Origin of the sequence: Collinsella sp. CLA-JM-H32B, from assembly GCF_040098065.1 — a bacterium.
Lineage (GTDB): Bacteria > Actinomycetota > Coriobacteriia > Coriobacteriales > Coriobacteriaceae > Collinsella.
On sequence record NZ_JBBNNA010000009.1, the window covers coordinates 26,924 to 40,005 of the forward strand.

Sequence of the window (13,082 nt, forward strand, 5' to 3'; positions counted from 1 at the left end):
TATGTCCAATAAGCCGCAGGACGCCGACTCCAAACAACCCGACTCGTCGTTCATTCAGCTCGACGATGCAAAGCAAAAGGGCGCCGCTTCGGCGGCGTCCGCCCCTCGGCGCAAGGCACTGCTTGGCGCTCTGACGGCCGGCTGCATCGTTTTGATCGTTGTGTCGCTGGGTTTTGTCTATCCCTCTGACGGCAGTGCATGGTCCATCGATTGGATCGCGCGGGCTGTGACAGGGGAGAGCGTCGTTGCCAAGGATGCGTCGGTTTCCGGCTCGACTACCGCTTCGGGCAAGGCTGCGCCCAAGGACTCCAAATCTTCGGACAATGCGAAGGACGGGTCGAAGGATTCGGATGAATCTGATTCCAAGGACAAGTCTGAATCTTCGGACAAGAAGTCTGACAAGGATTCGAAGGAGAAGAAGTCCGAAGGCAAGGGCGGCAAGAAGTCCAGCAGCACGTCTGCCGGACAGGGCTCGGAATCCGCTGGTGGATCGAGTTCTTCTTCGGGCAGCGGCTCGGCGTCCGGCGGTGGGTCTGCATCCAACAGCGGCAACGCCTCTGCGGGCAATCAGGACGGCTCGCAGCAGCCTGGCTACGTCACGGTAACGGTCTCGGTCACATCGAGCGCTGTGGGCAATCCTGTGTCTTCTAGTGGTACCTTCACCTTTAACGAGGGCGCAACCCCTTACGACGCGCTGTGTGCGTTGGGACTTTCTATCAATGCGCGCCCTTCGTCGTATGGTACCTATGTCGCCGCTATTGGCGGTCTGGCCGAGAAGGAGCACGGCGGCAAGAGTGGCTGGATGTACTCCGTTAACGGCACAACGCCCATGACGGCCTGCAGTAACTACGTTCTCTCCAATGGCGACAACGTCGTTTGGTATTACGTAACGGGCTAAATGCCTCGAAATAACGCGCCAAACGGGCGGTTCGGACCAACATCCGAGCCGCCCGTTTTTAATACGGATGGGATGGGGTTCCCAATCGAGGCTCAACCGGAAAATGCATCCCACTCTGAAGGCGAATTCCGAGACACGGTTTCCGCATCAGCATCCATTGGGAAAGCACATCCCGTTCTGCTGACTGATTCCGGGACGCAGCTTCCGCTAGGACGGCGTTGCGGAAGCTGCATCCCATTCTGAGGCTGCAATCTGGGATGCACTTTCCGGAACGGCGCTCTTGGGGAAACTGCGTCCCATTCCGGCGTTGTAGCCCGCCTCGTGCGCCTTCCTCGGCAGGCTCTGCAAACAAAAAGCCGGCTGGAACGTGAATTCCAACCGGCTGCGAAGCGAGATTATGTTGGGCCGTCTACGACTGTGCGCCTTCGAGGAAGAAGCGGCGGCTAAAGTAGTTGTACCAGGTGACCAGGAACGTGGCGATGGCCTTCATGGCCTGGTAGCCGATGCTCAAAAACGTGACGCCCACAAACATGTACAGGTCGTTGAGGCCCAAACCAATCACCGACAGGATGGTGAAGATCGTGAACTCGCGCTTGCGGCTCATGCCCTCGCGGTGGTCGAACACGTACTTCATGCTGAGCCAGTAGTTGACCACGACGGACGTGATAAACGAGATCGTGGTGCTCATCAAAAAGTCGAGATGGAACAGCTCGACGAGCGCAATGAGCATGCCCCAGTCGATGCCAAAGGAGATAAGTCCCACGACAGCGAACTTGAGGAACTGCTTGGTATGAGGTTGTGCCAGTGCCTTGCGCACGTAATCACATCCAATGCGTTGACGAATCGAGCAGAGGATACTTTAGAGCTTTTGCATGGGAAACGTAAGGTCTTTGCCAAGAACTATACGAACTCGTCAAATTTGCAAGAGACAATCCGCAAACGTCGCAAATCCATCCGTAAACGAGCAAGGCCCACGAACAACGCAGCGCTCGACGTACGTCGTCCGTGGGCCCCGTAGTGCAACGAGGAGGCTGGGCTACTTGGTTTCGTCTCCCTCCAGGAAGATCTTTCGGGTCACAAAGTTGTAGACCATAACAAGCGCGGTGGCGCAAATCTTGGCGATATTGGCCTCGAGCCCCAGGCCGGCGTTGAGCGCCAGCACGATGCCGTCGTTGAGAGCCAAGCCGATCACGGACAGCACGACAAAGATAATGAACTCGCGGCGGCGGCTCATGCCCTCCTTGTGCGCAAACACGTACTTCATGCTCGCGACGTAGTTAAAGATGAGCGAGACGATAAAGCCGCTGGTGTTGGCGATCAGGATGTTAAGGCCCAGACCGTAGTGGAGCAGATTCATGATGCCAAAGTCGATGACCGTGGCGACGACGCCGACGACGCCAAACTTCATGATCTGCGCAAGGAGCTTTTGCATGGTACCTGCCTTAGGGTGGCGCCGGAGCGCCGCGGGGATGACAAACTCAGCAAGTTTAGCCAATCCCCGCGGGTGGTGCTAGGCGCGCTCCTCGATAGCACCGTTTCTATATGCATCGAGCAGCTGACGCAGGTCCTGGATTTGGCTGCGGATCTTGGCACCGGTATCGGTGTCGCTCACCATGCGGCGACGGTCTGCTTGGTCAAAACGGTTGGTCTCGCTTTCGATGTCCACGTTGCGCGTGAGTGCCTCGGCAACCGTCGTAAAGGCCCGGTGCGACTTGAGGCGGCAGCCGCGCGAGCTCGAGATGAGCGTATAGCCGGCGATACCCGTCTTGGGATGGTAAGCGCGGCAGAAGCCGCCATCGATGACCAGCAGCTTGCCCTCGGCGCGGATGGGCTGTTCGCCCTTGGTGGTTTTAACGGGCGTGTGGCCGTTGATGATGTGGCCGGTCGGCGAGCATGCCATGGGCGCGACGCCGAACTCGCGCATGATGTCATCGCAGACCGAGGGCGACTTGGTAAGCGTAAAGTACGGGTCCATCGGCTCGGCCCAGGTGCTCTTATCGGCGATATAGGCGCGCTCAAAGGTACGCACCAGGCGTCCGCTGGCGGGTGAGTTAAAGCCGATCCACAGGTACCACATCCAGTCGAGGGCGTCGCGGTCGCCCACGCGCCAGGCGCGGCGGGCGATGCGGTCGCAAAAATCGAGATAATCACGGCCGGCGTGCCAGGTACCCAGGCAGTTCATGCTGCTAAAGGTGCCGTCTTCGTTGAGCGGCACGCAGCCATGGAACAGCAGGTTGCCGTTGGTGACCTTGTACATCGAGCCATGGGTGTAGAGGAAATCGATATGGCGATGCAGATGATCGGCGGTGACAAACTCGGACACAAGCTTGTCGATGATGTGTTGCTCCTGGGGCGTGAGCGTGTAGGGGTCCGCCGGATCGACGGTGGGGAAGTCGTTGGTCGTGAGCGGCCATACACTGCCGTCGGCAAGCGTGACCGTGCCGGCGTCGTGGTCGATCTTGTCGAGCAGCAGGCGGTCGGTCATGTCGAACTCGGGGTGGCGCTGGATAATCTGGCCCTCGAGTTTAAAGAGCAGCACGTTGATGGCCTTGATCAGCGGGGTGATGGACTCACCGGCGGTATAGGTGGCGTCGGCGAAGGCGACGAGCTCGCGCAGCGAGATACCGTAGTCGTTCTCGAGGATCTCGTAGTTGTCGTAGCGCAGGTTGTTGCGCAGCACCGTGGCGATGCAGGCGGGCTCGCCGGCAGCGGCGCCCATCCACAGCAGGTCGTGGTTGCCCCACTGGATGTCGAGCGAATGGTAGGTGAGCAGGCGGTCCATAATCTTGGCAGCGCCGCCGCCACGGTCGAAGATATCGCCCACCAGGTGCAGGTGGTCGACGGCCAGGCGCTTGATGAGCGAGGCGAGCGACTCGATAAAGTCGTCGGCGCTTGCGGTCTCCAGAATGGACTCCACGATGCGCTCGTGATAGCGCACACGATAGTTGTTCTCGTCCGGATGCGTGTGCAGCAGCTCGTCGATGATGTAGGCGTAATCGCGCGGGATGGCCTTACGCACCTTGGAGCGCGTATAGCGGCTCGAAAGCGAGCGGGCAACCACAATGAGTTGGTCGAGCATGGTCTTGTACCAGGTGGGGGAGTCCTCGTGCTGGCTGCGGACCAGCTCGATCTTCTCGCGCGGATAGTAGATGAGCGTGCACAGCTCGCCCTTTTCGTCAAAGGTGAGTGTGTCGCCAAAGATCTCGTCGACATGTTCGCGCACGACGCCCGAGCAGTTGTTGAGGATGTGCATAAAGGCTTCGTACTCGCCGTGCACGTCGCTCATAAAATGCTCGGTGCCTTTGGGCAGGTTGAGAATGGCCGAGAGATTGATGATCTCGGTAAACGCGGATTGCTCGGTGGGAAATTGTCTCGACAGCAGACGCAGATACTTAAAGTCTTGCGGATTGCGATCGAATGCGACCATGAAACACCTTCCAATATGGTTGGTAAAACTGATAAACATCGTCAAACGTTTATCAGTATGCGCCGGCTTTGTTTCGATTTAGCGCCGGTGGCTGAATTGTCGACTGAACGGTTTGCTAAATCGATTTAGTTGAGGTTGATGTGTCGGTTAAGTGGAGACGAAGGGGATGATTTTGCCCATGTTGGCCCATGGCGGGGATGGGGATGTTGATGATAAAGATATTCAATGCCAATGGTTCGAATTGGTAAATAGTGGACATTTGTATCGTATTTAGGCTTGCTGTGCGATAATTTGCGTAGCAATACTTAAGGAGCCTCATATGAGTGATTTTGTCCTGACCTGTGAATCCGCCGCCGATCGAACCCGTGAGTTCTTTGCGTCGCGCAATATCCCTGTCGTGTGTTTTCATTACGAGATTGATGGTGTTGTCCATACGGACGATCTGTATCAGTCGATTACGCCGGATGAGTTTTTTGCCCAGATTGCCGCGGGCGCCATGCCCAAGACCTCTCAGGTGAGCGTGGGTGAGTACGAGGAGTTTTGGGAGCCGTTTGTTGCCGAGGGTAAAGACGTGCTGCACCTGACGTTGTCGTCGGGCATTTCGGGTACGTATGGTTCGGCTTGCGTTGCGGCGCAGATGCTCGCGGATCGCTATCCCCAGGGCGGCAAGGTGCGCGTCATCGATTCGCTGGGGGCGTCTTCGGGCTTTGGCCTATTGCTGGAATATGCCGCCGACGTGCGCGATAGCGGCGCTTCGCTCGACGAGACGGCCGCTTGGATTGAGGAGCATAAACTCAACCTGCACCACTGGTTCTTCTCGACCGATCTGTCGAGCTATCTGCGCGGCGGTCGCATTTCGGCCGCGAGCGCGATTATCGGCACGGCGCTTAAGATTTGCCCACTTATGACGGTCGATTGCGAAGGTGGGCTGTCGCCACGTGAGAAGATTCGCACTAAGAAGCGCGCGATTTCCGAGATGGCTAAGACCATGATGGCACACGTGCAGGACGGTGCGGATTATTCGGGTAAGTGCATCTTGTCCCATTCGGCGTGCCGCGAGGACGCTGAGGCCGTTGCGGCGCTGATTGAGGAACAAGTTCCGCAGCTCAAAGGCAAGATTGAGATCGACAATATCGGTGCTCTGATCGGTTCGCACACCGGACCAGGTACGGTGGCACTCTTCTTTATGGGCGACCAGCGCGTGGATTAATTTGCCTCATCACGTCGCTGCATGATTGCTCAAACGAAAACGGCCCGCCTCACGTTTGTGGGGCGGGCCTTGCTGTTGGGGTTAGTGTTTCTTTCCGCGGAAGAAGAAGCCGTGCAGCGAGGGCTTGAGTCCACGGTTGGCGCGACGCTCCTCGATATGATCGTGGATCGAAGCGACGCGCTCAATGATTTCGTCGGGGATCGGCACGTCGGGATTCATGTTCTCGACCTGGCTGACCTCGGCGGCGGCGACCTGGTCGATAATGGGCACATCGTCGTGCGAGATGACGGGCGTGGCGTCTTCCTTCATCTTGCGGTAGCGCTGCATCATGTCGGTCTGCAGCTGTTGGGCCGAAGGCGGCGTCCAAATGATGGCGTTGGCACCGGCGGCGATGGTCTCGCGGATGCTCTCGGGCGTCTTGCCGCCCGGTGCGATGAGCGGCAGGTTGGGATAGTGCTCGCGCAGTTCACGCAGGACCTGCGGCGTGTTCTTGCCGGCCGCGATGTTGAGGATCTTGGCTCCGGCGCGCACTTTGGCATGCGCATCATCGTCGCAGCGAACGACCGTGGCGATGACGGGGATATCGGCGATGTTGGTGATGTGCTCGACCATCTCGGCGGTAGCGGGGGAGTTGACCACGCAGCCCGCCGCGCCCTGCATCTCGGAGACGGCTGCCATCTGTACGGAGCGCTTGCCGGTCGTAGTTCCGCCGCCCACGCCTACAAAGACCGGGCACTCGGCGACGGTCAACAGCGCCTGCGTAATGGCGGGCTGCGGCGTGAAGGGGTAGACGGCAAACACGGCGTCGGCATTGGAGTTGCGGATGACCGCCACGTCGGTGGTGTAGATGAGCGATTTGATGCGGCGGCCAAAGAGCGTAAAGCCGCTGGCCTCCTCGATCTCATCGGGCATACGGAGGGCTGCCTTGCGCAGACGCCCGTCGATGGGCAGCGGCTCCATGGGCAAAAGGCCGTTGGGAGTTACGGCCACCTGGGGCTCAGTAAATTCGTCTGCAAGCTCAACCTCGGAGAAGTCGACCGAGGCGACGATGTCCTCGTGAACCTCGGCGGGAACATCGATGGGGGCTTGGTCGTTAGTCGCGGCAGGCGTCTCGAAGGAGCTGGTGCCGACAAAGGCGTCGACGCGCTCGTTCAAATCGTTGAGAGTATCCATGGGGGCTCGATTCTATGCGATGGTGGCTGGCAGGGTGCCGACAGCGTTGTACTTGCTAAATCGTTTGACGAGCTGATTTTTCCCCGCCGCGCCATCCGTTAGACCGAAGGACCGGCGAACGTGAAGGAGCTGTGGTGGCGGGTATTGAGGTGCTATCTTGAATGTCCCGTTTAAAAGAGAGGTGACGCGGTATGGAATTCACAGCAATGTTGGGCTCGATTGGCCTGTGTGTGGGCGCAATCGTTGCCGCCGCGATCATCTACTTGGTGGTCACGGCCATTAAGGGCAAAAGAGCCGAGCGCAAGGAACGCGAGGCACTTAAGCAGCACCGTGACCAGCAGGACAAGCGCGCACAGAGATAGTTTGTTGAGTTTTGAATCCGTGCGCTAGCTGCGTTTTCGGATCAGGGCGATGTAGAAGCCCTCAAAGTCGCGGCTGGGCGGAATGGTCAGCGTGCCGGGCATTCCGTTGGCGACGGACGAGACGTGGCCGGCGGCGATGGCCTCGGTGAGGGCGTTGCACTCGACGCGCGGCTCTTCGCCAGCTTCCTGAGCACGGCGCGTTTCACTTTCGCTCGGCGTGCCATCGAGGGGGATGAGCTCGCAGTCCATATGCTTGTCGAGGGCCTCTTGCAGGGCGTCCTCGTTTTCCTGCGGCATAATCGAACAAGTCGAATAGACGAGCGTGCCGCCCGGTTTGAGGGCTCCCATGGCGCGGTCCAGAAGTGCTCGCTGCGAGCGGGCGCACTTGCCGAGCAACTGCTCGGTGAGGCCGCGCAGACTCTTCTCGTTGCCGCTGATGACGGTGCCTGTGCCGGTGCAGGGGGCGTCGAGCAGGATGCGGTCAAAGCGGAAGAACTCGTCGAGCTCGCGTGCGTCGATGCGCATGACGGGCACGTTTTTGGCGCCTTGGCGGCGGAGGTTGGACTCAAGCTTTTCGGCGCGGGGAATGCTCATCTCGCAGGCCGTGAGGTGCGCCTGTCCCTGCGTGAGGGCGGCAATCTGCGTCGTCTTGCCGCCAGGGGCTGCGCACATGTCCAGGATGTCCTCGCCGGCTTGAGCGCCCAGGACCAACGGCGGCATCATGGACGACAGGCTTTGCAAGTAGATTTTGCCGTCACGGTAGATGTCGAGGTCCCATAGGTCGGAAACCTGGGCCTCGGGCAGGATGAAGGCATCCCGGTACCAGGTAACGGTTTGGTGTGCGATGCCGGCCTCGTCGAGTGCGGCAGCGATGTCTTCGGCGGTCGCCTTGAGCGTGTTGGCGCGCAGTGTGACTGGGCGCGTGGCCGCAGCGCCAAAGCCTTCGATCATGAGCTCGGCATCGGCGGGTGCATAGGCGCCGGCGACCGTGTCGACCATAAAGCGCGGCAGGTCGGTGGCGCAGGGAAGGGCGGCAAGCTGGTCGGAAAGCTCGGTAGCAGCAAACTGCCTGAGCTTGAGCTCGGCCTTGACCTGCTTTTTCTGCTTACGACGACGCGGCTTGGACATCCGTCTTTCCTTCCCGTCCCAAATTGACTACTTTCCGGGCACGCCGCTGCTGGCGTGCTTTAGTACTGGCTCTCGTGCTTGCTGAAGAAGTCGAAGCGCGGGGGCAGCGGCTTTATGCGGTGCTCACCGGGCTTCTCGCCCAGGCTCTCCACAAACTCGTCCGTGGAGGCGAAGATGTTGTCCCAGCTAAAGAAGGCGACCGGATCGACGTCGAAGTACTCGCAGATGAGCTCGCAGCCGGCCGGGACGATGCCGTGCATGAGCACGGTTGCCACGCGCAGCTCGGTAAAGGCGTCGACGAGGGCCTGCGTCATTGCGGCGTTTGCCGGCTCACCTTCGAGCTTGTTGGCGGCCTTGGAGGCGTCGCTCCAGCGCTTGTTGGCGGCACGCAGGTAGTCGTCGCACACGGCGAGCGCACGGTGCGTCTCGAACTTGTACATGGCCTGCTCAAAGGCGAGGGCTGCCTGCTCGGCGGCTTCGACCACGGTGGCGGAGGCGGCACCGGCGGGGATGCAGCCGTTGCGGTACGGGCTCTCGTCGCCCTCCTTGACCGCGACGCCGTAGAAGCAGCTGCGGGCCAGGCGGTTGAACACGCCGGTCAAAAGGGCGCTCTCCTTAAGGGCCGGATCGATGACGCGCTTGTCGTCGCAGGCGCGCACCTCGTTGCCGTTCTTGTCCTTGCCGGTCACGCGGGTGTCGTATGCCTTGGGGCTAAAGCTCACCGGCTTCTCGGACAGGCCGAGCGACAGCCAATGCGCGCGCATCTGCTCGCAGGTGTAGTGGTTGAGCAGGTCGTCTGCCGGTGGGGGAGGCGTCTGCGAGGACGAGCTTGCCTTTTTGCCCATGTAGAGCAGGTGGTAGCAGGCGCTGACGGTGCTCTGCGTAAGGTCCCAACCCAGGGCCTCCCACATGGCGGTCTGCGCGATGCAGTAGAAGTAGATGTTGTCCTGGCCGATGAACTGGTAGATCTGAGCGTCGTCAGAGCACCACCAGTCGCGCCAGTCGAGCGAGCTGTGCTGGTAGGTGGGCGCGGGGACCTGCGTGGAATCGGCGGCGGGCTCGCCCATGAGGGCGGCATCCTGGGCGGCGACGCCCTCGGTCACGCCGGCGGCCTTGGCATCGCGTGCGAGCACGGTGCGGGTGTAGCTGATGGGCGCCCACAGGCTCTCGGGCCAGCACCAGCAGGTGACGTCGTTCACGCCGTCGACCTCGGGCACCGGAACGCCCCAGTCGATGTTGCCGGTGATGCGGAAGGGCACGAGTGCCTTGCCGCTGCGGAAGCGCACGCCGCCGTTGGCGAGCACCGCGTGGGCGTCATCGCGCTCCTTCCAGCTGGGGAAGGTGACGGTAAAGCTGCTCTTGTTGCCCTCGGGCTCCAGCACGGTGTGCTCGGGGAGCAGGTCCTCGACGGCGTCGAAGGCCTCGCGGAATTTGTTCTGAATGTAGAGCTGAGCCGGCAGCAGCCACTCTTCCATGGTCTTGGAGACCACGGAGCGAACCTGCGGGTTCTGGGCGAGCTTGGCGGTGTAGGTCTTCATAAAGTCGAGGTAGGCGGGCAGGTCGAAGTAGAGGTTATCGACCGGGCGCAGCTCGGGCACCTCGCCGGTGAGCTGGCTCTTGGGCGCGATGAGCTCCTCGGGCTCAAACTGGTGACCTAGGTCGCACTCGTCGGCATAAGCCTTCTCGGACTTGCAGCCCTGGATGGGGCAGCGGCCGATGACCTGGCGACCGTTGAGGAACGTGCCGGCCTTGGCGTCGTAGAACTGCAGCGTGGAGCGCTTGGAGATGGTGCCCTGCTCGTGCAGACGCTCGATAATCTCGGCGGTCACCTCGTTGTGGATCTGGGCCGCCGGCTCAAGGCCCGAGCCGCCATAGATATCGCAGCTGATGTTGTAGTTGTTGAGGGTCGCGGCCTGGCGGGAGTGATTGGACTCGACATACTCGCTAATGGACTTGTCGTAGCCCTCGTTCTCCTTGAGCTTGCGGTAGCTCTCCATGATGGGCGAGCCGTAGCAGTCGGTACCCGAGGTGAAGATGACGTTCTCGCGGCCCAGACGGTCGCGCAGGAAGCGGGCGAAGAAGTCGGCCGGGACAAAGACGCCGCCGACGTGGCCAAAGTGCAGGCCCTTGTTGCCATAGGGCTCGCCGGCGGTAACGATGGCGCGGCGCGGCCAGCTGGGACGGTCGTTCATGGAGTATTTGGATGCCATGGGACTCCTTCGCATATGGTGAGGGCGCGGCCGGGCGCAAGGCCTGGCGACGCGGTGGTCAATTCGTGCATATCGTTCATCATTATCGCACATGCGGGCGGACACGTGGCAGGGGCGCTATCCTTAGATGCCATGAATGAGATTTCCAACATACATGCGTTTGAAGATGAGGATTTTCTGCACGCCTGCTTTGTGTGGGGGATGGCCGTGCTTGCGGTGTTTGCCGTGTGCCTGGTGCCGGTGTTTATGCTGATGGGCGGGCCTGCGGACCTGGATGCGGCTGGCGCGGGCGGTTGGACGGCCGTCTTGGGCTGGATAGTCGGCTTGGCTGCGGTTTCGGCGGCGTCATTTGCCGTGCACGAGCTGGTACACGCGGTGTTCTTTAAGCTGCTGGCGCCTGCGGGCGCGCAGGTGACCTTTGGGGCGAATCGCGAGACGGCGATGATCTATGCCTGCGCCGAGGGCGTTGTGTATTCGCGCATGCGGTATATGGCGATTTGCCTGGCGCCGACGGTTGTTGTGACGACGGCGTTTGCCCTGGGGTTTGCGTTCTCGGGCTATCCGCTGCTGTGCTACCTGGCGGCCGGCTTGCATTTGTCGGGCTGTGTGGGCGATTGGTATTACGTGCGGACCATTTTGCGCGACCGCCGCATTGTCGCCTGCGAGGACACGTCCTTTGGCGTGCGTTTTTTCGCAAGGTAGTCATTTTGGGATGTTTTTTTGGGACGGGGATGTTGATGAAGCCGTTGCTGCTGCACGCTTGCTGTGCGCCGTGTTCGCTCGAGCCGGTTCGCCTGCTGCGCGAGGAGGGGTTTGAGCCCACGATTTGTTGGACCAACCCCAATATTCAACCGCGCGATGAATGGCAGCGCCGCTTGGACGAGCTGCGCCGGTGGTGTGCCGATGGCGACATCGAGCTTATCGAGGCGGGGGAGGACCGCGAGCGCTGGGAGGCCGGTGTGGCCCCGTTGGGCGCCGATCGACCCCGCCGCTGTCGTGCATGCTATGCCCTGCGTCTGGCCGAGGCATGCCGTGTGGCCCAGGAGCACGGGTTTGAATATGTGGGCACGACGCTCGCCGTTTCGCCGTATCAGCTGTTCGAAACCTGCAATGATGTGCTGGAGCGTCTGGCTGCCGCCCGCGACCTCACTCCGGTCATTCGCGATTTTCGCCCGTATTACCCCGAAGCGACACGCCGTTCGCGCGAGCTGGGCATGTATCGGCAGAACTACTGTGGTTGCCGCTTCTCTGCTGTCGAGGCGGCCATGGACCGCGCCCGCATTCGCGACGAGCGCAAAGCGTCCAAAAAGTAGTTCTTTTGGGCTGGCGGCCTGCTAGGATGTAGAGCGGACTTTAGCTATATAAGGAGTATCCGACGTGTCTATGCGTACCGATGATTTTGATTACAACCTTCCTGAGGAACTGATCGCCCAGGCTCCTGCCGAGCCGCGCGATTCCTGCCGCCTGCTGGTGGTGGATCGCAAGGGCACCCACGCTGGAACGCCGCTGGAGCATGGCGGTACCGTCGAGCACCGCATCTTCCGCGACATCATCGACTATATCGAGCCGGGTGACGTACTCGTCATCAACCAGACGCGCGTGATGCCGGCCCGTCTTATCGGTCGCAAGACGGGCTCGGGCGGCGTGGTCGAGACGCTGCTGCTCAAGCGCCGCGAGGATGTTGACCCGCTGGGTCATGTTTGGGAGTGCCTGGTCAAGCCGGGTAAGCGCCTGAAGCCCGGTGCTCAGATTGAGTATCGTGCCGGTGGCGCTCATGCGCCCGAGGGGGCTCCCGTGGTGCTGACGGCCGAGGTTGTCGACTTTGTTATCGATAGCCGCGGCGGCCGCCTGGTGCGTTTTGAGCCGGCCGGTTGCAATGCCGCCGGCGACCCGCGCACGCTCGACGAGGCTATTCATGCTGCCGGCCATGTGCCACTACCGCCCTACATTACCGACTACGAGGGCGACCCCGAGAAGTACCAGACCGTGTACGCCATGAAGGAGGAGCATTCGGCTGCCGCTCCTACGGCGGGTCTGCACTTTACTCCCGAGCTCATGGCCGCTATCGAGGCCAAGGGTGCGAAGTTTGCCGCTGTCGAACTCGAGGTCGGCATCGATACCTTCCGTCTGGTGGAGGAGGACGACCCCACGCAGCACGTGATGCACACCGAGCGCTACCACGTATCGCAGGAGGTCGTCGACGCCGTGCATAAGGCGAAGGCCGAGGGGCATCGCGTGATCGCCGTCGGTACCACGGCGGTGCGCTCGCTCGAGAGCGCGTTTGACGCGGACGCGCCGGTGTCCGATCCGGCTGTGACGGCGCGCTATTTTGAGGGCCGTGAGGACGGCGCCGACACGCTCGGCCGCGGTGACATCGTGGTGCGCGAGAACGCGACGACGCAGCTCTACCTCATGCCTGGCTCGACCTATCACGTGGTTGACGCGCTGATCACGAACTTCCACGTGCCGCGCTCCACGCTCATGATGCTCGTAAGCGCGCTTGCCTCCCGCGACCAGATCATGGATGCCTACGCCGCCGCCATCGAGGAGCGCTACCGCTTCTTCAGCTTTGGCGATGCAATGCTCATTTTGTAGGTTACGGCGTTTTCCAAACGCCGTAACCGGCCGACGCTGCAAACGCCCCTAAGCGGCAATCTGACGTTCAATCGTCGGG

General features: G+C 61.0%; 12 protein-coding genes. 6 read left to right on the forward strand and 6 right to left on the reverse strand.

Features of this window, described 5'->3' with window-relative positions; genetic code table 11:
• Position 1 precedes the first annotated feature (1 nt).
• On the forward strand, positions 2-898 hold the full coding sequence (locus AAA138_RS06290; RefSeq protein ID WP_349090037.1) for a DUF4430 domain-containing protein: 897 nt from the start codon (positions 2-4) through the stop codon (positions 896-898).
• A 409-nt stretch (positions 899-1,307) separates the two neighbouring features.
• Here AAA138_RS06290 and AAA138_RS06295 read toward each other — a convergent pair whose 3' ends face one another.
• The 3 genes from AAA138_RS06295 to AAA138_RS06305 all read right to left on the reverse strand — a co-directional run bounded on the left by AAA138_RS06295 (position 1,308) and on the right by AAA138_RS06305 (position 4,325).
• A complete protein-coding gene (locus tag AAA138_RS06295; RefSeq protein WP_195520714.1) occupies positions 1,308-1,715 on the reverse strand; it encodes a GtrA family protein in 408 nt (135 codons plus the stop codon).
• Between the two features lie 219 nt (positions 1,716-1,934).
• The gene (locus tag AAA138_RS06300) at positions 1,935-2,330 is read right to left on the reverse strand and encodes a GtrA family protein (RefSeq protein WP_117583990.1); all 396 of its coding nucleotides are present in this window, start codon (positions 2,328-2,330) and stop codon (positions 1,935-1,937) included.
• Between the two features lie 78 nt (positions 2,331-2,408).
• Entirely contained in the window at positions 2,409-4,325 is a 1,917-nt protein-coding gene (locus tag AAA138_RS06305; protein WP_349090039.1) for a fructose-1,6-bisphosphatase, read from the reverse strand.
• A gap of 319 nt (positions 4,326-4,644) precedes the next feature.
• Between AAA138_RS06305 and AAA138_RS06310 the strand changes: the two genes are divergently transcribed.
• Entirely contained in the window at positions 4,645-5,535 is an 891-nt protein-coding gene (locus AAA138_RS06310; protein ID WP_349090040.1) for a DegV family protein, read from the forward strand.
• 81 nt (positions 5,536-5,616) lie between these two features.
• On the opposite strand, the gene AAA138_RS06315 is transcribed toward AAA138_RS06310, so the two are convergent.
• Positions 5,617-6,708 (reverse strand): hypothetical protein, encoded by a 1,092-nt coding sequence (locus tag AAA138_RS06315; RefSeq protein WP_349090041.1) that lies wholly within the window; start codon positions 6,706-6,708, stop codon positions 5,617-5,619.
• 191 nt (positions 6,709-6,899) lie between these two features.
• On the opposite strand from AAA138_RS06315, the gene AAA138_RS06320 reads away from it, so the two are divergent.
• Positions 6,900-7,070 (forward strand): hypothetical protein, encoded by a 171-nt coding sequence (locus tag AAA138_RS06320; protein ID WP_195239456.1) that lies wholly within the window; start codon positions 6,900-6,902, stop codon positions 7,068-7,070.
• 24 nt (positions 7,071-7,094) lie between these two features.
• On the opposite strand, the gene AAA138_RS06325 is transcribed toward AAA138_RS06320, so the two are convergent.
• The gene (locus AAA138_RS06325) at positions 7,095-8,198 is read right to left on the reverse strand and encodes an RsmB/NOP family class I SAM-dependent RNA methyltransferase (RefSeq protein ID WP_349090043.1); all 1,104 of its coding nucleotides are present in this window, start codon (positions 8,196-8,198) and stop codon (positions 7,095-7,097) included.
• A gap of 59 nt (positions 8,199-8,257) precedes the next feature.
• Complete coding sequence (locus AAA138_RS06330) at positions 8,258-10,408, reverse strand: class I tRNA ligase family protein (RefSeq protein WP_349090044.1); 2,151 nt, start codon at positions 10,406-10,408, stop codon at positions 8,258-8,260.
• 132 nt (positions 10,409-10,540) lie between these two features.
• On the opposite strand from AAA138_RS06330, the gene AAA138_RS06335 reads away from it, so the two are divergent.
• The 3 genes from AAA138_RS06335 to queA all read left to right on the forward strand — a co-directional run bounded on the left by AAA138_RS06335 (position 10,541) and on the right by queA (position 13,003).
• Positions 10,541-11,110 carry a DUF3267 domain-containing protein gene (locus tag AAA138_RS06335; RefSeq protein WP_349090046.1) on the forward strand — a complete coding sequence of 190 codons (570 nt, stop codon included), beginning with the start codon at positions 10,541-10,543 and terminating at the stop codon, positions 11,108-11,110.
• Between the two features lie 35 nt (positions 11,111-11,145).
• Positions 11,146-11,721, forward strand: a complete 576-nt coding sequence (locus tag AAA138_RS06340) for an epoxyqueuosine reductase QueH (protein ID WP_349090047.1) — start codon at positions 11,146-11,148, stop codon at positions 11,719-11,721.
• Between the two features lie 70 nt (positions 11,722-11,791).
• Positions 11,792-13,003, forward strand: coding sequence for a tRNA preQ1(34) S-adenosylmethionine ribosyltransferase-isomerase QueA (gene queA, locus AAA138_RS06345; protein WP_349090083.1), 1,212 nt, complete (start codon positions 11,792-11,794; stop codon positions 13,001-13,003).
• Positions 13,004-13,082 lie beyond the last annotated feature (79 nt).